Raw genomic sequence first — 22,919 nt, forward strand, 5'->3', positions numbered from 1 at the left:
GCTGGAAGCACCGGCCCCGAGCGTGCGACGGGCCCCCGCCGGGCGCCCGGCCGAGCGCGTGAGACGAGGGGGCCGCGGCGGGAATGACCGCCGCGGACCGCCCTCGTCGCGGACGACCGCCGCGGAACGTACTCGTCACGGATGACCGCTGAGTCGACGCTTCACGTCGGCGAGCCCGTCGACGCCGCCTGGGGAGCGCTCCCCGAGGAGACGCGCGTCCGCCGAGCGGGCGACGTCGCGGGCGACGGGGACGCGGATTCGGGCGCGACCGGCCGCCCGGACGCGGACGCCGACTCGGACGCGGCCGCCGGTCCGGAGCGCGTCGTCGTCCGACTGTGCGACGACGACGGGGACCTCGGTGACGACGCTGCGTCCGAGCTGAACGGCGGCGGACCCGGACCGAGCGGCGACGGCGGGTCCGGACCGAGCGGCGGGGGCGCCGCGAACGCCGACCTCGCGGCCGGGAGCGACGCGGTCGCGCTCGACCGCCTCGGGGCGGTCAGCGACCGCTACCCGGACGCGACGGTACTCGCCTACTCGGTGCGAGACCGCCCCGACGCCGGCATCGACGCGAGCCGGCTCGGGGTCGAGTACGTCTCCGGGCGGCGGCTCGCGGCCGACGGCGAGACGCTCGCTGACAGGCTGGCCGAGGGATCGGATGAGAGACGCGTGCGTGAGCGGGACGCCGAGGAGGAGCCGGTCCTCGAACCGTTCATCCGGGTCGTCTCGGACCGGACGACCGACCTCGACGAGAAGCTCGACCGGCTGCTGGAGCTGGGCCGCGACCGGCTCGGGCTGTCGATCGGCTACTCCTCGCGGGTCGACGGCGACCGGCTCGAACTCCGGCGGTACAGCGACGGGACGGGGCTGCTGGACTCGCTCGGCGAGCGCGACCTCGACGACGACGGGACGATCCCGCTCGAACTGACCTACTGCCAGCGGACGGTGCGGAGCGACGACGTGGTCGCGTTCACGGACCCCGAGGCCGCGGGCCTCGGGGACGACCCGGCCTACGAGGCGTTCGGCTTCGGCAGCTACGTCGGCGGGCGGGTCGTCGTCGACGGCGAGACGTACGGGACGCTCTGTTTCCTCGACCCCGAGCGCCGCGACCGCCCGTTCGACGAGTCGGAGCGGCTGTTCGTCGAGCTGCTCGCCGACTGGCTGGGACGCGCGATCGAGCGGCGGATCGCCCGCGAGGAGCGCGAGGCGGCGGTCGAGCGGTTCGAGGACACCCTCGAACGGATCGACGACGCGTTCTTCGCGCTCGACGCCGACTGGCGGTTCACCTACGTCAACGAGAAGGCGGCGTCGCTGCTCGACCGCGAGCCGGACGAGCTGCTCGGCGCCGACGTCTGGGAGGAGTTCCCGGCCGCGATCGGCGAGGAGTACGAGGAGAACTACCGCCGGGCGATGGAGACGCAGGAGCCGGTCTCGTTCGAGGACCGCTACGAGCCGCTCGACCTGTGGACCGAGGTGACCGCGTACCCCTCGCCCGACGGGCTCTCCGTGTTCTTCGCGGACGCCTCGGAGCGGAAGCGCCGCGAGCGCATCCTCGAACGGCTCCTCGGCACCGTCGAACGAATCCAGCGCGCCGACGACAGGGAGGCGGTCGCGGACCGGCTGATCGAGGCCGCCGACGAGGTCCTCGGCTACGAGATCAGCGGCGTCCGGCTGTACGATCCCGAGACGGATCGCCTCCGGCTGGTCGCCACGAGCGACGGGCTCGGCGACCGGTTCGCGGACAGCCGCGGGCCGCGCCGCCCCGGCGAGGGGCTCACCGGCGGGGTGTTCGAGACGGGGGAACCGCGGGTGGAAGACGACCTCGCGGCGGTCGACGACGGGCGGTCGTACCACGGGATGCGCTCCGTCGCGGCGGTTCCGCTCGGCGGGCACGGCGCGTTCATCGTCGGCGCCGTCGAGCCGAACGCCTTCGACGAGAGCGACGTCTCAGTCCTCGAACTGCTGGCGACGAACGCGGTCGCCGCGATGGACGCCGCCGACCGTCGCCGACGGCTCCGCACCTACGAGGACGCGCTCAAGAACGTCGACGACATGGTGTGCGTGCTCGACGGCGACGGCGCCGTCAGCTACGCCACCGCGCCGTTCCTCGCGTGGATCGGCGCCGACGACCTCGACGACGTCGCCGGGGAACCGCTCGACGCGCTCGTCGACGAGGCCGACGCGCCCCGGGTCGCCGACGCGGTCGCGGCGCTCACCGACGCGGCGACCGAGGCCGGCGGGACGCCGGAGCCGACCCGGACGGTCGACCTGACCGCCGACCGCGACGGCGACCGCCGGCCGCGACACGGCGAACTGCGGCTGTCGCGGCTCTCCGACCGCGGGGCCGGCGTCGTCGGGTCGCTGTCCGACACGACCGACCTCCGCCGGACGCGCACGGAGCTGTCCGCCGAGCGCGACCGCTTCCGGCGGCTGTTCGACCGGATCCCGGACCCGGTGATGGAGGTCATCTTAGAGGACGAGGAGACCGTCATCGACGGGGCCAACCCCGCGTTCGAGACGCAGTTCGGCGTGGACGAGGCGACGCTCCGCGGCCGGTCGATCGGCGCGTTGGACATCCACGACGACCGGCTCGGTGACCCCGAGGAGCGCGGCGGGGTCGTGGCGACGGACCTCGACTCGCTGGTCCGCGAACGCGGGTTCGCGACCGAGGAGGTGCGCCGGCAGACCGTCGACGGGACGCGCGAGTTCCTCTTCCGCGGGTTCAGCTACGAGACCGAGGGGACCCGCCGGGCGTTCGGCATCTACACCGACATCACCGACCGGAAGCGCCGCGAGCGGTACGTCCGGATCGTCAACCGGATCCTCAGACACAACCTGCGAAACGAGCTGAACGTCGTGTTCGGCTTCGCCGCCGAGATCGCCGATCGGACCGACGACGATCGAATCCGTGAGTTCGCTGAGCGGATCGAGGCCACCGGCAAGCGGCTGAGCGGCGTCGCCGAGGGAGCCGCCACCCTCCGTCGCGTCGTCGAGAACGGGTACGTCACCGACCCGGAGCCGATCGACGTGGGCGCCGTCGTCGCGGAGGTCGTCGAGCGGCACGCGAGCGAACGCGCGGACGCCCGGATCACCGCCGACGTGCCGGAGGGGCTGGCGGTGCGCGGGGACGACCGCCTCTCGATCGCGGTCGACCACCTCGTGGAGAACGCCGTCGAACACGGGGGCGACGCCCCGCGCGTCGCGGTGAGCGCCGAGCGCGATCCGGACGCCGGGGCAGTGACGCTGCGCGTCGCCGACGACGGACCGGGGATCGCGACCGCGGTTCGGGAGGTGATCACCGGGGACCGCGAGGTGACGCAGCTCCGGCACAACACCGGCGTCGGGCTGTGGATCGCCGCCTGGGTCGTGGAGGCGTACGGCGGCGAGATCCGGTTCGACACCGGGATCGACGGCGAGGGGACGACCGTGGCGCTCGTCCTCCCGGCGGCAGAGGGGGGCGGGCCGGAGTTCGCCGACGAGGCGGAGCGGTAGCCGACCCGCGGCGTCCGCGCGTTCCGACCCGTTTATTGTCGCCGGCGGCCCTCCTCCGGGTATGACCGACGACGACCGACGACGCGAGCTGATCGCCGCGCTCACCGCGGCCGACGCCGTCCGGTTCGGCGAGTTCGAGCTGTCGCACGGCGGCACGAGCGACTACTACGTGGACAAGTACCTCTTCGAGACCGACCCGGACGCCCTCCGGCTCGTGAGCGAGGCGTTCGCCGACCGGCTCGCCGACGCGGACGCGAAGCTGGCGGGCGTCGCGCTGGGCGCGGTGCCGCTGGTGGCCGTCACGGCCGCCGAGCTGGGTCGCCCGTACGTCATCGCGCGAAAGCAGGCGAAGGAGTACGGCACGGGGAACCGGATCGAGGGCCGGCTCGACGAGGGCGAGGAGGTCGTCGTGATCGAGGACATCGCGACGACGGGGCAGTCGGCGGTCGACGCGGTCGAGGCGCTGCGCGAGGCGGGGGCGACAGTCGACCGCGTGCTGGTCGTCGTCGACCGCGAGGAGGGCGCCGCGGAGCTGCTCGCCGAGCACGACGTGGAGCTGGAGTCGCTGCTCACGGCGACGGAGCTGCTGGCGGAGCGGGACGCGGAGTAGATCGCGGCTTCTTCGGCTTTGTTAAAAATCCTATTCTTCAGACATATTCTCATCTGAAACAGCCGTTCGATGAGAATTGCTTATTGATCGGTTTCCGGAGTAGGTACAGTACGTCGTGAGTGAGGCCGTTTATAAATGGAATCTCGATGTTAGCGTTGGCTGTTTATAAGTGACTGACGCTGCCGGGATGATGATCTTCAAAGCCCCAGTCGCGACGGCTCGCGCGCCTTGCTGTGCTCCTCGCTCGGTCGCTGTCGCTCCCTCGCTGCGATGCTTGCTACGGCGTGCTTCGCCCTCGCGACTGCCCCTTTGAGTCCCACCCCGCACGGCACCGCACCTCACGCCTCCCCAACCTCGTCAGTCGCCGCCGCTTCGCTCCGGCGACTGACTCCCTCGCGGGCTGGCTCGCGGCCGCCGGTGGCGGCCGCTCGCAGGCGCGCCACCGCACCGCCGTGTTCTTTTATAAGCGATCGTCGCCATCGCTCATCGCTTTTTAAATATGCTCCCGCCACCGCCGATCTGCGATACCCACTCCCGCAATCGCTCGCCGCTACCTCTGTACTGAGCGATTGAGGGAGTGAAACTGTCAGATTCTGAGATTTTCAACAAAGCCGATTCTTTTTAAATTGACGCCTCACGCCTCCGGCGCCTCGACCGTCGGCACCGCGACCCGGTCGAGCACGTCGGCGATCACGTCGCGCTCGTCGACGTCGTTGACCGCGGCGTCGGGCGTCAACACGAGCCGGTGGGCGAGCGTCGGCTCCGCGACGCGCTTCACGTCGTCCGGCGTGACGAACTCGCGGCCGGCGATCACCGCCGCCGCGCGGGCGGTCTCGAAGAGGCGCTGCGTGCCGCGGGGGGAGACGCCGGCCTCGACGCGGCGGTCCTCGCGGGTCGCCCGCGCGAGCGACGCCGCGTAGCGCAGCAGGTCGTCCTCCACCCGGACGGACTCGGGCACCTCCCGCAGCGCCGCCACGGCGTCGGGGTCGAGGACGCGGTCGACCGTCGGCGACTGCTCGACGCGGCCGGCGCGCCGGCGAAGCAGCTCTAACTCGCCGTCCTCATCCGGGTAGCCGATCGAGGTCTTGATCGTGAACCGGTCGAGCTGCGCCTCCGGCAGCGGGAACGCGCCCTCGCTCTCGACCGGGTTCTGCGTCGCGATGACGTAGAACGGGCTCGGCAGCTCGTGGGTGTCGCCGTCGACGGTCACCTGCCCCTCCTCCATCGCCTCCAGCAGCGCCGCCTGCGTCTTCGGCGGTGCGCGGTTGATCTCGTCGGCGAGGACGACGTTCGCGAATATCGGCCCGGGCGAAAAGGAGAAGGAGCCGTCGCTTTCGTCGAACACGTTGGTCCCGGTGACGTCGGCGGGCAGGAGGTCCGGGGTGAACTGGATCCGGGAGAACTCCAGGCCGAGCGCGGTCGCGAACGAGCGCGCCGAGAGGGTCTTGCCGGTGCCGGGCACGTCCTCTAAGAGGACGTGGCCGCGGGCGAGGATGCCGAGCGTGACGCGGTCGAGGAACTCGCGGTCGGCGACGACCGCGCCGCCGACCTCGTCGACGACGCGGGAACAGGCGTCGGCCGCTTCGGGGACGTCCATACCGACCGCACGGGGGCCGGGCCGAAAAGCGTTGCCGGCGGCGGGCGCCGACCGAGCCGGCGGCGGCGAGCGACCGGGACGACGCCGGGCGCCGACCGGGACGACGCCGGACCGCGGACCGCGCGAAAGCGATCGAAACGCATAACAGCGGAACCGGCCAACGACGAGACGAGCCGAGGTAGCCTAGCCTGGCCAAGGCGGTAGATTCGAAATCTACTGTCCATTCGGACACCGGAGTTCAAATCTCCGCCTCGGCGCTTCTCTCAGTCCCGTTCGGAGAGCGACGGCGCTTCCGTGCCCGTCGCTCGATCGTCCTCTACGCGATCAGCGACGCCGCGAGGAACATTCCGCCCGCGGCCGCCGGCGGGATGGTGAGGTTGTCGTCGACGGCCACGCCGCGGACGAGCGGCGGGAGCCCGTCGGCGATTGCCGCGGGGATCGCCCCCGCGAGCGCGACGATCACGCCGGGGTCGGGGCCGAACTCGGGGATCGCGTACGGGACGGCGATCCCGAAGCAGACGAACACCATCGCCGCCACCACGGAGAGCCGCTTGGGCTCCGTCGCCGCGTTCTCGCCGAGGCCGCCGCTTATCGGGTCGCCGACCGAGAGCATCCACATCGCGGGCACGGCGAACACCGGCGCGAACGTAAGCGCGGCCGCGGCCATCCCGACCTGGTACAGCGCGTAGCCCGCGATCCCGTCGGCCTCGTACTCGCGGACGAGCGCGTCGTACAGCGGTTCGAGCGGGCCCGCGGAGCCGGAGAGCCGCAGCGCTTCGAGGACCCCCGCGACGACGACGCTGAGGATCATCAGCCGCCCGGTCGTCTCCCAGGATATCCAGCCCAGCAGGTACGGGACCGGGTAGAGGGTGCCGCTCGCGTGGACCAGCCGCCGCTCGAACTCCACGCGCTCGCGCCACGCGGCGTCCGGGAGGGTCACCCCTCAGTTCCCCGCCGTCTCGACGTCGGTGTCGACCGCGTCGTACCGGTCCGCCACCGACGCGAACGGCTCGCCCCCGCGCAGCGCGGTCAGCTCGTCGGCGAGGTCGGCGACCGGGATCCGGACCTGCGCCGCGGAGTCGCGCTCGCGGAGCGTGACGGTGTCCGGGCCGTCGCCCTCGATCCCGTCGCGGTCGACCGTGACGCAGAACGGCGTGCCGACCTCGTCCTGCCGGCGGTAGCGGCGGCCGATCGAGCCGGAGTCGTCGTACGCGACCGCGAGGCCCGCCGCCCGCAGGTCGGCCGCGACCTCGTCGGCGAGCGCGGTGAGGCGCTCGTCGTTGGTCACCAGCGGGAAGACGGCGGCGTCCTGCGGCGCGACCTCGGGTTCGAGGGAGAGGTAGGTGCGCTCCTCGCCGTCGACCTCGTCCTCGCTGTAGGCGTGCGCGAGCAGCGTCTGGACGGTGCGGCCGACGCCGAACGACGGCTCGACGACGTGCGGGGTGATGTGCTCGCCGCTCTCGGTGGTCTCCTCGACCGAGAAGTTCGCCACGTCGGCGTCGACCTCGACCTCGCGGTCGCCGTCACCGAGCGTCACCTCGACGGTGTCGCCCTCGAAGGCGTCCGGGTCGCGCTCGGCGAGCGATTCGAGCGCCTCGGCGACCGCGGCGGCGTCGCCGCCGAACTCGGGCCCGAGAACGGACATGTCGGGGTCGACGGTCGCGCGCTCGACGGTCTTCGGCTCGTCGTAGCGCTTGAACACCGTGAACGAGTCGTCGCCGTACTCGTCGTGCTTCGAGAGGTCGTAGTCGCCGCGGTAGGCGAAGCCGGCGATCTCGATCCAGTCGCCGCCGACCTCGCTCTCGGCGTCCCAGCAGTCGGCCGCGTAGTGGGCGCGCTCGCCGGCGAGGTGCTGGCGGAACCGGAACCGGTCGAGGTCGACGCCGACGCGCTCGTACCACTCCTGCGCGACGCCGAGGTAGTAGCCGACCCACGGGGAGCCGATGACGCCCTCGTCGACCGCCTCGCCGACCGTCGTGTCGAGGTAGTCGCCGTCGTCGGCCTCCTGCTCGGTCGCGGGGTACAGCCGGACCTCGACGTCGCGGACGCGGTCGAGCGGCGGCTCGTCTTCCTCGGGGTCGATGAACTGCTCGAGCTCGGCCTGCGTGAACTCGCGCAGGCGGAGGAGGCCGCCGCGCGGCGAGATCTCGTTGCGGTAGGCGGGGCCGATCTGGGTGATGCCGAACGGGAGGTTCCCGCGGGCGTACTCCTTCAATCGCGGGAACTCGACGAAGATGCCCTGCGCGGTCTCCGGGCGGAGGTAGCCGGGCTGGGCGTCGCCGGGACCGATGTCGGTGGCGAACATGAGGTTGAACGCCTCGACCGGCTGACCGGCGAGCTCGGTGCCGCAGGCCGGACAGGCGATCCCGTTGTCGGCGATGAGCTCGGCGACCTCCTCGCCGGGGAGCGCCTCGGCGTCCTCGATCTCAGTGGCGTCCTCGACGAGGTGGTCGGCGCGGTGGGACGCGCCGCACTCGGGGCACTCGACGAGCATGTCGTCGAACCCCTCCAGGTGGCCGGAGGCCTCGAAGACGGCCTCGGGCATCACCGTCGGCGCCTCGATCTCGCGGTTCCCCTCGCGGATAGTGAACCGGTCTCGCCACGCGTCCTCGACGTTCCGCTTGAGGGCGGCGCCCTGCGGGCCGAACGTGTAGAAGCCGGCGGTGCCGCCGTACGCGCCGTTCGAGCCGAAGAAGAACCCGCGGCGCTTCGCGAGTTCGGCGAGCGCGTCCGCGGCCATCTACAGCCCCTCCAGCAGGTCGACGTCCCGGACGATCCCGTCGAGGTCGGTGCCCGAGACGAGCGGGACCTGCTCGATGTCGTTGCTGATGAGTTCCTGTGCCACCTCCTTGGCCGTCCGCGTGGCGTTGACGGTGACGAGGTCCGCGGTCATGAAGTGGCGGACCGCCTCCGCCGGGATCTCGACGTTCCGGGTCGGGAGGTAACGGGCGCCGGTCGCCTTGATCCCCTCCCAAGACCACTCGGAGTCCTCCTCGGCGATCGAGTCGCCGGTACTCGCCTCGCCCTCGACGACGCGGGCGACCGCTAAGATGTCGACCTCGGTGAGCATCCCGGCGACCGCGGCCTCGTCGTCGAGGACGACCGCGTACGGGACGCCGGAGAGCGCGATCTCGCGCTCGGCGACCGGCAGCGGCGTCCCCGCGTGGGTCGCGTTGACCTCGCGCGTCGCGAGCTCGCCCACCTCGGTCTCGCCGTCGACCTCGCCGCGGGCGATCGCCCGCACAACGTCGGTGACGGTGAGGATGCCGACGAGCTCGTCGCCGTCGACCACGGGGAGCCGCCGCGACCCCTCCGCGACCATCGTCCGCGCGGCGTCGACGATGTCGTCGGCGGCCCCCGCGGTCGGGACCTCGCGCATCAGCAGCGCGAGCTGGTCCTCGTCCGGCTGGTCGATCAGGTCGTCGCGCGTGACGAGCCCGCGGTACACCTCGTCGCCGTCGACGTCCTTCACGACCGGGACCGAGGAGAACCCGTGCTCCTGGATGTACTCCAACACGTCGTTCCGGCTCCCGGGGATCTCGACGACGACGAGCTCCGACCGGGGCGTCATGGCGTCTGCGACGTTCATGCCCGTCTTTCAGCGTGCCACCTCTTGTATACTGCGAAGGTGTGCGGAGCCGGACCGCCGACCCGCGGCGTCGAGCGGCGGCGTCCGCCTCCGTCCGCCCGAGCGCGGCGACCGCCCCGTCCGCGGGCGTGGTACCGAGACCCGAGAGCCGATGAGAAACTCGACACGTTCGGGCATATCATCGCCCGAGCGGCGGTTTTTCGGGAGATACGTCGGCGGGCAGTACCCGGAATCCCCGATTCGACGACCGACTCCGCGCGCGTTCGCAACTCTTATACGTACTGTGAACTATTCACAACCATGTCACGGAGTTCCACCCCTTGGGACGACCCGGACCCCGACCGCCGTCGGACGGCGCTGCCGACGGACCCGGCGCTCGACGCCGGGAACGAGCCGGACGTGATGGCGTCCATCGACTCCTCGTCGTCGCGACCGGAGCTCGTCATCGCGGACGTCTCGCGGGAGGACGCGTGGGTGTCGGTCGACGAGACCGACGCGACCGTCCTCGAGGAGTGGTGTTGAGAACGTAGCCGCCCCGCTCGCTTTTCTCCGGCCGCCGCGCCTACAGCGCAGGCGGCGCCCCGCTCACCGCAGCCCGCTCGCCGCCTCCCAGCCGCGGATCAGCGACCCGATCGTCCGACACGTCGGCGCCGAGACGCCGTGTCGGTCCGCGCGCTCGGCGACCGCGCCGTAGATCGCGTCGACCTCGGTGCGTCGCCCGTTCGCGACGTCCTCGTACATGGACGACCGGTTGGCGGCGGTGTCGGCGGCGACGCGCTCGACGGCCTCGACCGCCCGCTCGTCGGGGAGGTCGACCCCGACCGCCCGGGCGACGCGGGCCGTCTCGCGGGCGGCCTCGCGGGCGACCCCGCTCGCGGGGCCGTCGAGCGTCGGGCCGTTCTCGGTTCGGGCGAGCGCCGAGGGGCCGTTGATCCCGGCGTTGACCGCGAGCTTCTCGAAGCGGCGCACCGGCATATCCTCGGCGACGACCGCCTCGATACCGGCCGCGTCGAAGGCCGCGCCGACCCTGTCGGCGGCGGGGCTCGCGCCGTCGGAGAGCGCGCCGACCGTCACCTCACCGACGCCGGTACAGGTGACGCAGCCGGGTTCCGCGAACCGGGCGCCGTAGCTCGCGGTGCCGGCGAGCACCGTCGCGTCGAGCGCGGCGACCAGCCGCCCCTCGGTGAGCCCGTTCTGGAGCGAGCAGACCACGTCGTACTCGCCGGTGGCGAGCGCCCGCGCCGCCGCGTCGGTGTCGTACGCCTTCGTCGTGACGAGTGCGAGGTCGGCCGCGCGGTGCGTCCCGTCGGTGAGCGCCCGCGGGGAGACCCGCGCGTCCACCTCGCCGTCGATCCGGAGCCCGTCCTCGCGGATCGTCCGCATGTGCGGGTCGCGCCCGACGAGCGTCACGTCGTGTTCGCGCGCCAGCAGCCCGCCCACGAGGCTCCCGAGCGCGCCGGCGCCGTAGACGAGCACCTCCATGTGAGAACCGAGTACCGCCGATCGAATAGGGGTAACGGTGCGGCCGGTCGCCGTCCCGCGCGCACCGGGCAGAGCGCCCGGCTCAGCCCTTCAGGCCGCTCCCCGTCAGCGGCACGACGGCGTCCTCGTCGGGACCGATCTCGCCGCGGTCACGGAGGGTCCGCAGCGCGGCGGGCGCGACCGCGCAGGTCGGCTCCGTGTAGAAGCCGGCGGCGTGGAGCCGGTCGAGCTCGCGCGTCGCGGTCGCCTCGGTGACGGCGAGCGCGTCGCCGCCGGTCGCGTCGATCGCCGCCCGGATCTCGCGGTCGCGGACCGGTTCGGCGATCTGGATCCCGTCGGCCGCCTCGTTGACCGCGCCGTCCGGGTCGGCGGCGTCGGGGCCGTGAAGCGCTCGCACGACGGGCGCGACGCCTGCCGCCTGCGCGCCGTAGAGCCGCGGGACCGAGTCGATCCAGCCGGCCCGTTCGAGCCGCCGGAATCCGCGGTAGGCGCCGAGAAAGAGCGTTCCGTGGCCGAGCGGCGTCACGACGGCGTCGGGGGCGTCCCAGCCGCGCTGGTAGGCGATCTCGTACGCGACCGTGGCGGTCCCCTCGAAGAACGCCGGGTTCCAGGCGTGGCTGGCGTACCAGGCGTCGGTCGGCGACTGGTCGCCGTCCTCGCCCGCGCCCGAGCCGCTCGCGCCCGAGTCGCCCTCAGCGAGCGCCGCGACGCAGGCGTCCGTCACGTCCTGACGGCTCCCCTCGATCCGGACCGGCTCGGCGCCGGCGCGGCGGATCGCCGTGAGCTTCGACTCCTTGACGTCGGCGGGGACGTAGATCTCGGCCGCGATCCCGGCGCGGGCGGCGTACGTCGCGATCGCGGCGCCCGCGTTGCCCGAGGAGTCCTCGACGACGCGCTCGACGCCCAGCTCGCGGGCTCGGGTCAGCGTTGCGGTCGCGCCGCGGTCCTTGAACGAGCCGGTCGGGAAGACGTACTCCAGCTTGAACGACGCGTTCCACGGGGGAGCGTCGTCGTCTCGGGCGGCGCCGTCCGACGTCCCCGCGTCCGCGTCGACGAGCGGCGTCATCCCCTCGCCGAGCGTCACCCGGGCTCGGGGGTCGTCGCCGACGGCGAGGAAGTCGTCGAACGCCCACAGGCCGTCGCGCACGTCGAACGACCCTGAATCGGGCGCCGCACCCTCAGGGGTCGGCGGGGCGGCGAAATCGAGGGGCGCGCCGCACCGACAGCGCCAGCGGTCGCGGTACGTCTCGCCGCACTCGGCACAGCGGAGCCGGCGGGGAGCGCGCGCTCCCCGATCCGATTCGTCAGAGGACCCCATCAGTACTCGTCGACGTTGGTCCCGATCGAGCAGACGTACTCGCCGGCGGCCACCTGCGGGAGCCGGCGCGTCCGCCAGAAGATTCCGTCGGTGTCGGCGGTGACGCGGCCTTCCAAGGCGCCGAACGTGTCGGTCACCTCGAAGAGGACGTCGCCGGCCGAGACGCGCTCGCCGAGCTCGCGCTCGAAGCGGACTAAGCCGCCGGCCGGCGAGCCGTACTGGTCGAATCCGCGGGCGCGCGTCTGCGATTCGAGGGATGCGTCGCCGTCGAGGAACCCGTAGTGGCGGAGCACGTTGAACACGCCCTCGACGCCGTACTGAATCGACTCCTCGTCCCAGCCGACGCAGCCGCCGAGCTCCGGGTCGACGGTGGGGATGCCGTGCTCCGGACCGGCCCTAGCGAGCTGGCCGTCCGGGCCCTTGATGTCGAGGACGTGCCCGCAGCCGAACGCCTTCGCGAGCTCTAAACAGTCCCCGTGGAGGCGGTGGCGGACGCCGCAGCGCACGCGCGTCTCGTTTATCATCCGGCTCGTCGACCCCTGGTGGAGGTCGAGGATGTAGTCCGCGCGCTTGGCGACCTGGAACGTCTGGTGGGCGATCCGCTCGCTCGTCGTCCCGTCCGCGTCGCCCGGGTAGCCGCGGTTCATCTTCCGGTCGTCGACGGGGTTGCGGTGTTCGGCGGCCTGGAACGCGAAGTGGTTCACGATGCCGACGACGAGGACGGACCCCGACAGCTCGGCCGGGTCGAGCCGTGGGACGACGCGGTTGACGACGCCTAAGCCGTTCAGCTCGTCGCCGTCGCTCACCGCCTGGACGTACAGCGTCGGCCCGTCGGTCGCACCGTTGATCGCGGCGACCGGCAGCCGGACGGGGCTCCCGTCCCGCATCTCCCCCACCTCGAGACGGCCCGTGTCCGTCTCGCCCGGAGAGGCGCGGGCCGTTCCCAGCGTTATCATTACGCGGAGATGGGGCGGCCGGGACTTTATCCGTTCGGTCCGCGGCGATCCGACCGACGCAAGCTTTATCGCCGCTATCGCCCAACCGGACGGTACTACCCCCCGCGGCGTCGGTTCACGCCCGCCCCGACGACCGCCGCGGCGAGTCCCCATGAGCATCGACATCGACCCGCTGCGCGAGGCCGACGGGATCACCGTCACCGACCACATCGAGAACACGCAGTTCGAGGTGTACACCGACCGACCCGTCGACCCGCGCCCCCGCTCCGAGACCGACCACTACTTCCCGGTCGACGCCAGCGTCGCGGTCGAGACCGGCGCGATCGAGATCCCGCGCGTCGCGGTCGTTCAGGCCCGTGACGGTGACGGGGTACTGTTGACCCGGGGCGACTGTTACGAGATGCCGCGGGACACGTACCACGTCGGAATCGACCCCGCCCCGACGAAGCTGTACCTCACGTTCGAGGCCGGGTTCTCTGTCTCCACGACCGACCGGACCACGCGGATCGATCTCGACACCCCGGGGGCCGTCGGGCTCGGCTTCCGGTCGCTCCACCAGACGCCGGCGGGGACGATAACCACCCCGACCGATCCGGAGTCGCTGATGGACGCCGTCTCGCTGCTCGGGTCGGCGCTCCAGACGACGAGCCCCGAGCGGTCGTTCCCGACCCTGCGCGGGCATCCGCCGCTGATCGAGCCCGGTGACGAGTTCCGCGTCCCCGAGCGGGTGGAGCCGGTCGACAGCGGCGTCCGGATCGTCGTCCCCCCGGAGTACCGCTACCTCTACCCCGTCGTCTCGCTGGCGTACTACTTCGCGGCCGAGGTCGTGCCGGGCGACGCCCCGCGGATCGAGGGCGACGGGTGGACGTATCCGCTCGAACCGGGGTTCGAGGAACGGACCGCGCAGGTGCTCAGGCAGTCGTTCCACATGGACTGTCTCGCCCGCACGGAGGGGTTCTACCCGGTCGACCTCCACGAGCGCGAGACGACCGGCCTCGACCTCGACTGGGAGCGGCTGTACGACCTCCCGCTCGCGGAGCGGCTCGGCGAGTACCTCGACGTCCCCTTCGAGGCGGTCGAGCCCGAGCTGCCGCAGTGGACGCTGACGACGGACGTCCGTCCCGACCCGGAGAACGTGGAGATGCTCCCATTCGTCGCCGGCGAGCTGTCGATCGTCCGCTCGCCGGAGACCGTCACGCCGGTGGACGACGACGGCGGCGTCGGCGTCGGCTTCTTCGGCGGCGCGGACCGAAGCTCGTCGGCGGCCACGAGGCGGGAAGTCCCGGTTGGCGGCGTCGGACCCAACGGCCCCGGTGACGGCGAGTTCGTGCGCGGTGGCGCGAGCGCGAAGACTACCCGCGGTGCGGACGCCTCCACGGAACGCGGCGCCGTCGCGGCGCAGACAGACTTCGTCCGGCCGGAGCCGGTCGACACCGTCGAACACGCGTGGGTCGGCGACGGGGTCCCGCTCGACGCCAACAAGGCGACGCTCGACGCGTACCACCGGCGGCTGGAGGCCGGGCAGGTCGAGCAGTCGCGCATCTCCGTCCTCGTCGTCTGTAACGACGAGCAGATGCGAGAGGAGGGCAACGTCGCTGACCTCTACGGGCTCCGCGACATGGTCCAGTTCGACATCGAGGTGCGCCACGACCTCACCCGCGAGGAAATGCGCGAGACGCTCGAATCGGACGTCGACTTCCTCCACTACATCGGCCACGTCGACGACCGCGGGATGCAGTGCGCCGAGGAGTACCTGGACCTGACCGACGAGGACCTCGAGATCGGCGTCAGCGCCTTCCTGCTCAACGCCTGCCAGTCCTACCAGCAGGGCGAGGCCTTAGTCCACCGGGGCTCGCGAGGTGGCATCGTCACCCTCTCCGACGTGGCGAACTCGCCCGCGACGAAGCTCGGGCGGATCATCGCCCGCCTGATGAACAGCGGGTTCAACCTCCGGACCGCGCTCCACGTGGCGAAGCGCGAGCTGATTACGGGTCACCAGTACATCGTGGTGGGCGACGGGGGGACGACAGTTTGTCAGAGCCGGAGCGGATCTGTTTCTATTCTCGACATCTCAGAATCATCCCCAGATTCGTGGGGTATGGATGCAAGAATGCTTCCCAATGGACCATATGGGAAAGGATCGTTAACCGGAATAAACCTATCAAATTCAACAGATAACCACTATATTCCAACCACAATTAGCGTTAGGGATATACGGAAACAGGAGTTGACTGATTTTCTCAACTTAGAGACAGTGCCTGTTTTTATCAACGACGGACTGGGCTGGAGCGACGAAGTTGTAATCGATTAAGGGCCAGGGTCAGTAGTAGCTATATTCGCTGCTACAGGCGCCGCCTGCGACAGCAACAGCATCGCAGTGAACAGGACGCCGGCCATCTTCGGGTGCTCTGCCACGTAATCTGCCACACTTTCGTGCATATTCGAAAAGTATCAGGATAAATAAATATTAAGATTGTTCTGCGGCTGAATATAGTAGATATTTAAAGTTAGAAATAATTGTATTAAACTGGCAGAGCGGCAGATAAGCGGTATCTATCCAGTACCCGACATCGTGGACCCGGAAACGCTGTCCGCACCGACGCGGCAGATCGAGAGACAGCGTTTTTTCACCGCGCGGCGCGGAACAGACCGTGCCATGACCGACATCGAAGCCGCGATCCGAGAGGCGTTCGAGCACACCGAGTACGACCTCGGCGACGTCGCGGTCAACCGCCGACAGGTCCGCGTGCCGGTGATCCAGGAGGGCGCCGACCCCGACGCGCTCCGGGCGGTGATCGAGGAGGCGCTCGGCGCGGACGCGCTCGCGGCCGTGACGGTGACCACGGAGCGCATCGCCGGCGAGGACACCGTCGGCACCGTCGTGTCGTTCCGATACCGGGACTGACGCGGCCGACGGGCGGGCCGCGACCCGAGCGCGGCGACCCGCTCCGCGACGCGGTACGATTAACAGGGCGGTACCCGTACACAGGGATCATACGATGAGGGCCGAGGACGGACACGACGGCGCACAGTACCTCGCCGGCTCGCCCGTTCGGGTCGCGATACTCCGGGCGCTGCGCGAGGATCCGCGGCGCCCCGCGGAGTTGACCGACGCGGTCGACGCCACCCGAACGACGGTCCAACGGATCCTCGCGGGGTTCCGCGAGCGGGACTGGGTGGTGAAACGCGACGCCGACTACCGGGTGACGCCGACCGGGGAGCGAGTCCACGACGCGTACGAGACGCTGCTGACCGAGGTCGAGCGCGCCGACCGCTACGGGCGGTTCGCGGAGACCGTCGAGCGCGTCGGCGTCGACTTCCCCGCGGAGGGGATCCCCGACAGCGACCTCACGGTGGCGTCCGACCAGAACCCGCTGGCGGCCGTCGACCGGCTCACGGAGCTCCTGCGCGAGAGCGGCGGGGCCGAGATCCGGGCCGTCTCTCCCGTCGTCCTCCAGCAGTTCAACGACGCGGCGGCCGCGGCGCTGGACGGCGGCGCGAACGTGGAACTGATCATCGACCGCGACGTGGTCGACACGTCGGTCACGGAGTTCGGGCCGGCGACCGACCGCGCGCTGAACGACGACGGCGCCGAGGTGTACGTGAGCGCCGAACCGATCGAGTACGGGCTCGTCCGGTGTGACGACGTCGCGTGCGTGACCGCGTACGACGAGCGGAACAACCCGCGGTGCGTGCTCGAATCGACCGAGGAGACGGTGGTCGACTGGGTCGACGACGCGTTCGCGTCGCTCCGAGACGACGCGACGCGACTCTCCGCGGTCGTCGAACGCGCCTGAGAAGGGGAGCGGCGGCCGCTACGCGTCGTCGCTCGCGGCGGCCTCGTCCTCAGCGGCCGTCTCGACCGCCGCGTCGTCGTCCGGGTCGAAGTTCGCGGGCACGACCGTCGGGTGATCGATGCCGACGGAGGGCGTGGTGGCGCTCATGGTTCTGCGCGATCGTACGCGACTCCCGCCCTAAAAATTACCCATAGGCATAACGCATTCGGACGTGGGCGACGGATGCGCTCGGGTTATATCGGCGTTAGGCGACCTGCTCGTCGTACAGGTCCTGCGCGTGTTCGATGGCCTCCTTGGCCGCCGCCTTGTCCTCCCAGCCGAGCGTTTCGACCTCCTTGCCGGCCTCGAGGTTCTTGTAGGTCGCGAAGAACTCGTCTATCTCGTCGAGGGTCTGCTGGGGGATGTCCTCGAGGTCCTCGATGTGGTCGAACCGGGGGTCCTCGGTCGGCACCGCGATCACCTTGTCGTCCTGCTCGCCGTCGTCGTCCATCTTCATCATGGCGACGGGGCGGGCCTCGACGACGCAGCCGGGGAACGTCTGGTCCTCGACGAGCACCATCACGTCGAAGGGGTCCTCGTCGTCGTAGTACGACTGCGGAATGAAGCCGTAGTCGTACGGGTAGTGGACGTTCGAGTGGAGCACGCGGTCGAGCACGACGCCGGGGATGTCCTTGTCGTACTCGTACTTGTTCCGCTCGCCTTTGAGACACTCGACGACGGCGTAGATCTCGTCCGGCGCGTTCGGTCCCGTCTCGAGATCCTCCCAGAGGTTGACCATGTGCCCGTTGATCGGTCGATGTCGGGCAAAGTCCTTTCGGGATCGCACGGGCACAACGACAGGGTCGGCGTCGGCGACGCAGCGACGGGGAGCCTGCGGCACGGGAACGGAACCGGTCGAACGCCCGATCGCCCGGTTTCGATCGCGTGCCGTACGCGGGGCGCGACCGACGATCCGTCGGCCTATCGGCCGAAAACGGAACCGATCAGTCGAACGCGCTCCGCCGCCGGATCGGACGAGCGTCCGCCGAGAGACCGTCGATACCCAGAGATCCGGACAAACGTTAGAGGTTACGCATCGCTACGATCGTGATTGTTGAGAAAGACTATAAGTTCGGGTCCCCTCCTGTTAGGCATGTCAGAGGCACAAACAGTCACTGATGAATCGACGGCCGCGAGCGATCTCACGGCGTTCCAACAGAACATCCTCACCATCCTCGCCGAGGAGCCGATGTACGGCCTCGCCATCAAGCGGGAGCTGGAGGCGTACTACGGCTCCGAAGTGAACCACGGCCGGCTCTACCCCAACCTCGACGACCTCGTCGACCACGGGCTCGTCGAGAAGAGCGAACTCGACAAGCGGACGAACCAGTACGAACTCACCGACGAGGGCCACGACGTCGTCCTCGGCCAGATCGAGTGGGTCCTCGACCGGTTCGTCACCGACGAGACGCGCGCGGACGAGGTCCGGGCGCTGCTCGAGTAAGGCGGCGCCCGCGCGGCCCGGACGGCACCGACCAACGACCGACCTTTTGGCACACGGCGCGGCGAAAGCCGCGTTCTCTCTCCGCCGAGCGACCGCTACGCCGAGTCGCCGTCGGTGGCCGATTCTTCGCCGTCGAAGGTCTCGACGGCGACGGATTCGTCCACGTCGCCGGCGACCGACTCGATCACGGACAGCGACTCGTCGACGGCGTCGAGCTGTTCGTCGGTCGGCCACCCGTTCCGGACCAGGTACTCCTCGCGGAACTCGGCGCGCATCTTCGGCGTGGCGTCGTCGACCGGGCGGACGTAGTGGTTGCTCATGAACGTCGCGAACGTCTCCGCGGTCCGGGCGTGGACCTCGGCCTCGCGCTCGGCGACCGCCTCGGCGACCGCCTCGTTGTACGCGGCCACCTCGCGGTAGCGGTCGGCGTCGCCGGGGCCGGACAGCGACACCTCGACCGCGCGGTCGGTGTCCCCGACGCGGTCGAGCTGCACCGTCCCCTCGTCCATCCACTCGTCGGGGTACAACACGAGCGCGTCGTCCTCGTCGCGGATCCTGGCGGTGTAGCCGTACTCGGCCGCGAGCGCGTCGCGGCGCTCCCGGTACTGGTCGGCCGCCTGCTCGATCTCCGGCGTCGGCTCCGCGGACTCGGCCTCGCGGGCGAGCCGCGTGAGCCGCTCCGCCTCGTCGACGGCCTCGACCGGCACGTCGGGGACGCGCTCCTCGTCGCGGTCGGGCGACTCCGCGGCGCTCGCGGGGTCGTCCGCGTCGGCGGGGGCGTCCGCTCCCTCGTCGTTCTCCGCCGCCATCATCTCTCGCGCCCGTTCCTTCGCCCACTCCGGCGGGTCGTCGTCAGTTCGCGTCATCGAGTGCCTCGTTCGCCAGATCGTCGGCGCGCTCGTTTATCTCCCGCGGTACGTGGGCGATCGACCACCGATCGAACCGCTCCAGTAGCTCCCGGGCTCGGACGCGGCGCTCGCGGAGCTCCGGGTCGTTGGCGTCCCACTCGCCGCGGACTTGCTTGACGGTGAGCTGGGAGTCCCCCCGGACGTCGATCTCGTCGAAGCCGTACTCGTCGGCCGCCTCCAGCGCGCGGATCAGCGCCGCGTACTCGGCCTGGTTGTTCGTCGCGCGGCCGATCCGCTCGCCGCCCTCGGCGACGACGCCGTCGGACGTGACCAGACACCAGCCGACCGCGGCCGGCCCCGGGTTCCCGCGGGAGGCGCCGTCGAAGTAGACGTGCGCGCGGCCGCCGCCGTCGCGCAGCAGGGCGGTCAGTCGGGTGGGGTCGCTCCCCTGGACGACGACCTTGTCGTCGTACGCGACCGCGACGGCCCCGTCGCGCTCGGCGCGCCACCGCTCGTGGGGGGTGTTCCCCTCGTCGATCCGGACGCCCTCGCCCGCGAGCCGCTCGCGCGCGGCGGTCGGGTCGCAGTCGATCGTCGGCATTCGTCCGGGCTCCGCGCCCGGCGAACAAAGGGCTGTCCGTCCGCTGTCCGCACGAGACCGACCGGGAGCGCTCCATCCGTGGTACTCGCCCGCACAGTAACGAACTTTTAAGTTAAACCGTTTGGATACTATATAAATGCGATGACACGGCCCACCCGGCAACGGGATCACGACCGGCAGCGCGTGGGGGACGAAGACGCCGAGGAAGACGAGATCGACGTCGAGGAGGTCGAGGACATCGACGAGCTGGACCCGGAGGACTTCGATCCGGAGGACCTCACCCGGACGGCCGACGGGGAGCTGATACACGAGGAGACGGGGATGATCATCGAGGACGAGCAGATCGATCCCGGCCCGGAGTGGCGCGCGTTCAACCACTCGGAGCGGCAGGAGAAGTCGCGCGTCGGCGCCCCGACGACGAAGACGATGCACGACAAGGGGCTGACGACGACGATCGACTGGAAGGACAAGGACGCCTACGGTCGGTCAATCTCCTCAAAGAAGCGGTCGCAGATGCACCGCCTCCGCAAGTGGCAGGAGCGCATCCGGACGAAAGACGCGGGCGAGCGCAACCTCCAGTTCGCGCTCTCGGAGATCGACCGGATGGCCTCGGCGCTCGGCGTCCCGCGCTCGGTACGCGAGGTCGCGTCCGTCATCTACCGACGCGCGCTCAACGAGGACCTCATCCGGGGCCGCTCCATCGAGGGCGTCTCCACGGCCGCGCTGTACGCCGCCTGCCGCAAGGAGGGGATCCCGCGCAGCTTAGAGGAGATCTCCGAGGTGTCCCGCGTCGACCGCAAGGAGATCGGTCGCACCTACCGCTACATCTCCCAGGAGCTCGGGTTGGAGATGCGCCCGGTCGACCCGAAGAAGTACGTCCCGCGGTTCTCCTCGGAGCTGGAGCTCTCCGAGGAGGTCCAGTCGAAGGCCAACGAGATCATCGAGACGACCGCCGAACAGGGTCTCCTCTCCGGGAAGTCGCCCACCGGCTACGCCGCCGCCGCCATCTACGCCGCCTCGCTGCTCTGCAACGAGAAGAAGACCCAGCGCGAGGTCGCCGACGTCGCGCAGGTCACCGAGGTCACCATCCGCAACCGGTACCAAGAGCAGATCGAGGCGATGGGCATCCACAGCTAGGGGCGTCGGCTTCTCACGGCCTGCCTTCCTCCGGTCTTCCTCGGCTTCTCCTCCGTTGTCTCCGCGCCGCGCTTCGCGTCCCGTCGCGCCGGAAACGTTCAAGCCGCCGCGCCGCCAACGCCGATCCGAATGCGGCTCGACGAGTTCATCGAGTTCGAGGCGAACGAGCGCGCCGAGCGGCGGCGCCTCGCCGCCGAGAAGGACTACGGAATCTTAGACCACCTCGACTCCTTCGAGCGGCGCTTCGACGAACACGTCTCCGACGACGCCGTCGTCGGGAGCGTCTCGCCCTCCATCTTCGTCGGCCGCGCGGACTACCCGAACGTCTCGACCGGACTGTTATCCCCGGTCGGCCGCGAGGAGCGCGCGGCGGCGTTCGAGACCTCCGCGGTGTGGTACGACGAGGGCGTCTCGATTTCCGACGTGTTCGACCGTCGGACGAGCCTGCTCAACTCGACGCGCGGCGTCGACGTCGCGGACGCCGGTGCGACCGGCGGGGTGAAGTCGGTCGGCGGCGGGAGCGGCCCGGCCGAGAGCGTCCACGACGCGTGGGACGGCTGGCTCGGCGTTCAACGCGAGGTCGCCATCGCGGACCGCCCGGTCGACGTGGAGATCGGGCTCGACGGCCGCCCGGACCTCGACTTCGAGGTCGGCACGGAGGACATCAAGACGCCGACCGGGCCGCGGGCGGCGGCCCGCTCTGCCGACCTGGGCGAGAATCCGCACGTCCCGCGACCGGTGAAGAAGACCTTGGAGGACGACGACTGGCGCGCGGAGGGCGCCATGACGTACCTCTACCGCCGCGGGTTCGACGTGTACGAGATCAACACGATCCTCTCGGCTGGCGCGCTCGGGCGCGGCGAGAACCGCCGGCTGGTCCCGACGCGCTGGTCGATCACCGCCGTCGACGACACGGTCGGCCAGTTCCTCCGCGGCTCGATCCGCGACAACCCGACCGTCGACCGGATCGAGGTCCACCGCAACGAGTACCTCGGCAACGCCTTCTGGGTGATCTTGGTGCCGGGGCGGTGGGAGTACGAGCTCGTCGAGATGAAGTCGCCCGGCTCGATCTGGAACCCCGACCCCGAGGCGGGGGTGTACCTCGCGGCCGCGAGCGAGGGGCGCGAGGGCCGGACCGGCTACGTCGAGGAGACCGCGGGCGCCTACTACGCGTCTCGGCTGGGCGTCTTAGAGCACCTCGACGACCGCGGGCGGCAGGCGAAGGCGCTCGTCTTACGCCACGTCTCCGACGACTACTGGGGGCCGGTCGGCGTCTGGCAGGTGCGGGAGGCGGTCCGGAACGCGTTCGAGGGCGAGTTCGGGACCGCGGAGACGTTCGGCGAGGCGGTCCGCGGCGTCGCCGACCAGCTCCCCGTCTCGCTCGGACGCCTCCGGCGGAAGTCGACGATGGCGGCCGGGCTTCAGGCGAATCTCGGGGACTTCGTCGACGCGGAGTGAGCCGAGGGGCGACGGCTCGTCGCCCCGACCGTTTTAGTTGCCGGACCGAGTGGGCGGCGTATGGTCTCTCTGGTCCCCGCGTTCGGCGGTATCCCCGTCGGGCCCGAACTCCTGATAATCCTGATCGTCGCCGCCCTCCTGTTCGGCGTGCCGCTCGTCCTCGTCGCGGGCGCGGTGGTGTACCTCGCGACGCGCGCCGAGGACGAGACGGCGGACGCAGAGACGGCGGACAGCGAGACGGCTGACGACGACCGGATCGCGGAACTGGAGACGGAGGTCAAGCGCCTCCGCGAGCAGGTCGGCGACGAGTCGGACGAGCTCAAGGAGGAAGAGGAGAGCTCGTAAGCGCCCGAAACGGCCGGCGCGCGCCTCCGAGCGGCCGACAGGCCGCGAGGAGAACGTGCGAGGGACGCGGTGAGCGCTCGAAGAGCGCGAACCGCGAGGCTGGGGAGGCGTGAGGTGCGGTCGCCGTGCGGGGGCGGTCGACTCGAACCTCCAGGACGTGTTCCAGGACGTTATGCAGAAGGGGAACACCTTCGGCGAGTCGCAGT

Annotated in this window: 22 protein-coding genes and 1 tRNA gene; 11 read left to right on the plus strand and 12 right to left on the minus strand. The window is 70.6% G+C overall.

The features are described from left to right. Positions 1 to 141 precede the first annotated feature (141 nt). A complete protein-coding gene (locus AC4NMM_RS12635; RefSeq protein WP_491924410.1) occupies positions 142 to 3,492 on the plus strand; it encodes a PAS domain-containing protein in 3,351 nt (1,116 codons plus the stop codon). A 61-nt stretch (positions 3,493 to 3,553) separates the two neighbouring features. Continuing rightward, positions 3,554 to 4,102, plus strand: a complete 549-nt coding sequence (gene pyrE / locus AC4NMM_RS12640; RefSeq protein WP_491924411.1) for an orotate phosphoribosyltransferase — start codon at positions 3,554 to 3,556, stop codon at positions 4,100 to 4,102. Between the two features lie 634 nt (positions 4,103 to 4,736). Here pyrE and AC4NMM_RS12645 read toward each other — a convergent pair. Next, a complete protein-coding gene (locus AC4NMM_RS12645; protein ID WP_096393942.1) occupies positions 4,737 to 5,699 on the minus strand; it encodes an AAA family ATPase in 963 nt (320 codons plus the stop codon). 172 nt (positions 5,700 to 5,871) lie between these two features. Here AC4NMM_RS12645 and AC4NMM_RS12650 point away from each other — a divergent pair. Further along, positions 5,872 to 5,956, plus strand: a tRNA-Ser gene (locus tag AC4NMM_RS12650). Positions 5,957 to 6,015: 59 nt separating this feature from the next. On the opposite strand, the gene AC4NMM_RS12655 is transcribed toward AC4NMM_RS12650, so the two are convergent. From AC4NMM_RS12655 to AC4NMM_RS12665, 3 genes are read right to left on the minus strand one after another with little or no spacing between them, the layout of a single operon-like run. Beyond that, entirely contained in the window at positions 6,016 to 6,639 is a 624-nt protein-coding gene (locus AC4NMM_RS12655; RefSeq protein ID WP_491924412.1) for a dolichol kinase, read from the minus strand. A 3-nt stretch (positions 6,640 to 6,642) separates the two neighbouring features. Next, entirely contained in the window at positions 6,643 to 8,439 is a 1,797-nt protein-coding gene (gene glyS / locus AC4NMM_RS12660; RefSeq protein ID WP_096393940.1) for a glycine--tRNA ligase, read from the minus strand. Beyond that, positions 8,440 to 9,288, minus strand: coding sequence for a CBS domain-containing protein (locus AC4NMM_RS12665; RefSeq protein WP_096393939.1), 849 nt, complete (start codon positions 9,286 to 9,288; stop codon positions 8,440 to 8,442). A gap of 300 nt (positions 9,289 to 9,588) precedes the next feature. Here AC4NMM_RS12665 and AC4NMM_RS12670 point away from each other — a divergent pair, with 300 nt between their 5' ends. Next, on the plus strand, positions 9,589 to 9,810 hold the full coding sequence (locus AC4NMM_RS12670; RefSeq protein WP_096393938.1) for a DUF7556 family protein: 222 nt from the start codon (positions 9,589 to 9,591) through the stop codon (positions 9,808 to 9,810). Between the two features lie 63 nt (positions 9,811 to 9,873). Here AC4NMM_RS12670 and AC4NMM_RS12675 read toward each other — a convergent pair whose 3' ends face one another. The 3 genes from AC4NMM_RS12675 to AC4NMM_RS12685 all read right to left on the minus strand — a co-directional run bounded on the left by AC4NMM_RS12675 (position 9,874) and on the right by AC4NMM_RS12685 (position 13,044). Then, positions 9,874 to 10,770, minus strand: coding sequence for a ketopantoate reductase family protein (locus tag AC4NMM_RS12675; RefSeq protein WP_491924413.1), 897 nt, complete (start codon positions 10,768 to 10,770; stop codon positions 9,874 to 9,876). A gap of 82 nt (positions 10,771 to 10,852) precedes the next feature. Further along, positions 10,853 to 12,088 carry a pyridoxal-phosphate dependent enzyme gene (locus tag AC4NMM_RS12680; protein ID WP_096393936.1) on the minus strand — a complete coding sequence of 412 codons (1,236 nt, stop codon included), beginning with the start codon at positions 12,086 to 12,088 and terminating at the stop codon, positions 10,853 to 10,855. Then, a complete protein-coding gene (locus AC4NMM_RS12685; protein WP_096393935.1) occupies positions 12,088 to 13,044 on the minus strand; it encodes a succinylglutamate desuccinylase/aspartoacylase family protein in 957 nt (318 codons plus the stop codon). Before AC4NMM_RS12685 ends, AC4NMM_RS12680 begins: the two co-directional genes overlap by 1 nt. A gap of 151 nt (positions 13,045 to 13,195) precedes the next feature. Between AC4NMM_RS12685 and AC4NMM_RS12690 the strand changes: the two genes are divergently transcribed. Further along, entirely contained in the window at positions 13,196 to 15,355 is a 2,160-nt protein-coding gene (locus AC4NMM_RS12690; protein WP_491924414.1) for a caspase family protein, read from the plus strand. Here AC4NMM_RS12690 and AC4NMM_RS12695 read toward each other — a convergent pair. Beyond that, positions 15,352 to 15,483, minus strand: coding sequence for a DUF7503 family protein (locus AC4NMM_RS12695; RefSeq protein ID WP_491924415.1), 132 nt, complete (start codon positions 15,481 to 15,483; stop codon positions 15,352 to 15,354). The two genes, AC4NMM_RS12690 and AC4NMM_RS12695, sit on opposite strands and share 4 nt — an antisense overlap. Before the next feature lie 217 nt (positions 15,484 to 15,700). On the opposite strand from AC4NMM_RS12695, the gene AC4NMM_RS12700 reads away from it, so the two are divergent. Next, positions 15,701 to 15,949 carry a hypothetical protein gene (locus AC4NMM_RS12700; RefSeq protein WP_096393933.1) on the plus strand — a complete coding sequence of 83 codons (249 nt, stop codon included), beginning with the start codon at positions 15,701 to 15,703 and terminating at the stop codon, positions 15,947 to 15,949. A 94-nt stretch (positions 15,950 to 16,043) separates the two neighbouring features. Further along, the gene (locus tag AC4NMM_RS12705; RefSeq protein ID WP_096393932.1) at positions 16,044 to 16,841 is read left to right on the plus strand and encodes a helix-turn-helix transcriptional regulator; all 798 of its coding nucleotides are present in this window, start codon (positions 16,044 to 16,046) and stop codon (positions 16,839 to 16,841) included. A gap of 18 nt (positions 16,842 to 16,859) precedes the next feature. Here the strand turns inward: AC4NMM_RS12705 and AC4NMM_RS12710 are convergent, their stop codons facing one another. Continuing rightward, a complete protein-coding gene (locus AC4NMM_RS12710; protein ID WP_269459582.1) occupies positions 16,860 to 16,988 on the minus strand; it encodes a hypothetical protein in 129 nt (42 codons plus the stop codon). A gap of 97 nt (positions 16,989 to 17,085) precedes the next feature. Next, positions 17,086 to 17,619, minus strand: coding sequence for an inorganic diphosphatase (locus AC4NMM_RS12715; RefSeq protein ID WP_096393931.1), 534 nt, complete (start codon positions 17,617 to 17,619; stop codon positions 17,086 to 17,088). A 354-nt stretch (positions 17,620 to 17,973) separates the two neighbouring features. On the opposite strand from AC4NMM_RS12715, the gene AC4NMM_RS12720 reads away from it, so the two are divergent. Then, complete coding sequence (locus tag AC4NMM_RS12720; protein ID WP_096393930.1) at positions 17,974 to 18,324, plus strand: PadR family transcriptional regulator; 351 nt, start codon at positions 17,974 to 17,976, stop codon at positions 18,322 to 18,324. A 95-nt stretch (positions 18,325 to 18,419) separates the two neighbouring features. Here AC4NMM_RS12720 and AC4NMM_RS12725 read toward each other — a convergent pair whose 3' ends face one another. Both AC4NMM_RS12725 and rnhA read right to left on the minus strand, forming a co-directional pair. After that, positions 18,420 to 19,190 (minus strand): DUF7108 family protein, encoded by a 771-nt coding sequence (locus AC4NMM_RS12725; protein ID WP_096393929.1) that lies wholly within the window; start codon positions 19,188 to 19,190, stop codon positions 18,420 to 18,422. Continuing rightward, positions 19,177 to 19,773, minus strand: coding sequence for a ribonuclease HI (gene rnhA / locus AC4NMM_RS12730; protein WP_096393928.1), 597 nt, complete (start codon positions 19,771 to 19,773; stop codon positions 19,177 to 19,179). The genes AC4NMM_RS12725 and rnhA overlap by 14 nt, the downstream gene beginning before the upstream one ends. Before the next feature lie 141 nt (positions 19,774 to 19,914). On the opposite strand from rnhA, the gene AC4NMM_RS12735 reads away from it, so the two are divergent. The 3 genes from AC4NMM_RS12735 (at position 19,915) to AC4NMM_RS12745 (ending at position 22,713) form a co-directional block, all read left to right on the plus strand. Then, positions 19,915 to 20,910, plus strand: coding sequence for a transcription initiation factor IIB (locus AC4NMM_RS12735; RefSeq protein ID WP_049897700.1), 996 nt, complete (start codon positions 19,915 to 19,917; stop codon positions 20,908 to 20,910). A gap of 129 nt (positions 20,911 to 21,039) precedes the next feature. Beyond that, positions 21,040 to 22,368 (plus strand): DNA repair protein NreA, encoded by a 1,329-nt coding sequence (gene nreA, locus AC4NMM_RS12740; RefSeq protein WP_491924416.1) that lies wholly within the window; start codon positions 21,040 to 21,042, stop codon positions 22,366 to 22,368. Positions 22,369 to 22,428: 60 nt separating this feature from the next. Next, complete coding sequence (locus tag AC4NMM_RS12745) at positions 22,429 to 22,713, plus strand: preprotein translocase subunit TatA (protein ID WP_096393926.1); 285 nt, start codon at positions 22,429 to 22,431, stop codon at positions 22,711 to 22,713. Positions 22,714 to 22,919: the final 206 nt, after the last annotated feature.

The sequence above is a fragment of the Halorubrum sp. SD41 genome (genome assembly GCF_058630335.1).

What these genes read in the sequence shown, in the direction of transcription:
- AC4NMM_RS12680 (WP_096393936.1), bottom strand. Translation starts at nt 12,088, where the DNA reads ATGGGGTCCTCTGACGAATCGGATCGGGGAGCGCGCGCTCCCCGCCGG.
- glyS (WP_096393940.1), bottom strand. Translation starts at nt 8,439, where the DNA reads ATGGCCGCGGACGCGCTCGCCGAACTCGCGAAGCGCCGCGGGTTCTTC.
- AC4NMM_RS12635 (WP_491924410.1), top strand. Translation starts at nt 142, where the DNA reads ATGACCGCTGAGTCGACGCTTCACGTCGGCGAGCCCGTCGACGCCGCC.
- AC4NMM_RS12720 (WP_096393930.1), top strand. Translation starts at nt 17,974, where the DNA reads ATGTCAGAGGCACAAACAGTCACTGATGAATCGACGGCCGCGAGCGAT.
- AC4NMM_RS12735 (WP_049897700.1), top strand. Translation starts at nt 19,915, where the DNA reads ATGACACGGCCCACCCGGCAACGGGATCACGACCGGCAGCGCGTGGGG.
- AC4NMM_RS12670 (WP_096393938.1), top strand. Translation starts at nt 9,589, where the DNA reads ATGTCACGGAGTTCCACCCCTTGGGACGACCCGGACCCCGACCGCCGT.
- AC4NMM_RS12710 (WP_269459582.1), bottom strand. Translation starts at nt 16,988, where the DNA reads ATGAGCGCCACCACGCCCTCCGTCGGCATCGATCACCCGACGGTCGTG.
- AC4NMM_RS12745 (WP_096393926.1), top strand. Translation starts at nt 22,429, where the DNA reads ATGGTCTCTCTGGTCCCCGCGTTCGGCGGTATCCCCGTCGGGCCCGAA.
- rnhA (WP_096393928.1), bottom strand. Translation starts at nt 19,773, where the DNA reads ATGCCGACGATCGACTGCGACCCGACCGCCGCGCGCGAGCGGCTCGCG.
- AC4NMM_RS12645 (WP_096393942.1), bottom strand. Translation starts at nt 5,699, where the DNA reads ATGGACGTCCCCGAAGCGGCCGACGCCTGTTCCCGCGTCGTCGACGAG.
- AC4NMM_RS12695 (WP_491924415.1), bottom strand. Translation starts at nt 15,483, where the DNA reads ATGCACGAAAGTGTGGCAGATTACGTGGCAGAGCACCCGAAGATGGCC.
- AC4NMM_RS12715 (WP_096393931.1), bottom strand. Translation starts at nt 17,619, where the DNA reads ATGGTCAACCTCTGGGAGGATCTCGAGACGGGACCGAACGCGCCGGAC.
- AC4NMM_RS12705 (WP_096393932.1), top strand. Translation starts at nt 16,044, where the DNA reads ATGAGGGCCGAGGACGGACACGACGGCGCACAGTACCTCGCCGGCTCG.
- AC4NMM_RS12675 (WP_491924413.1), bottom strand. Translation starts at nt 10,770, where the DNA reads ATGGAGGTGCTCGTCTACGGCGCCGGCGCGCTCGGGAGCCTCGTGGGC.
- AC4NMM_RS12665 (WP_096393939.1), bottom strand. Translation starts at nt 9,288, where the DNA reads ATGAACGTCGCAGACGCCATGACGCCCCGGTCGGAGCTCGTCGTCGTC.
- AC4NMM_RS12685 (WP_096393935.1), bottom strand. Translation starts at nt 13,044, where the DNA reads ATGATAACGCTGGGAACGGCCCGCGCCTCTCCGGGCGAGACGGACACG.
- pyrE (WP_491924411.1), top strand. Translation starts at nt 3,554, where the DNA reads ATGACCGACGACGACCGACGACGCGAGCTGATCGCCGCGCTCACCGCG.
- AC4NMM_RS12725 (WP_096393929.1), bottom strand. Translation starts at nt 19,190, where the DNA reads ATGACGCGAACTGACGACGACCCGCCGGAGTGGGCGAAGGAACGGGCG.
- AC4NMM_RS12690 (WP_491924414.1), top strand. Translation starts at nt 13,196, where the DNA reads ATGAGCATCGACATCGACCCGCTGCGCGAGGCCGACGGGATCACCGTC.
- AC4NMM_RS12700 (WP_096393933.1), top strand. Translation starts at nt 15,701, where the DNA reads ATGACCGACATCGAAGCCGCGATCCGAGAGGCGTTCGAGCACACCGAG.
- nreA (WP_491924416.1), top strand. Translation starts at nt 21,040, where the DNA reads ATGCGGCTCGACGAGTTCATCGAGTTCGAGGCGAACGAGCGCGCCGAG.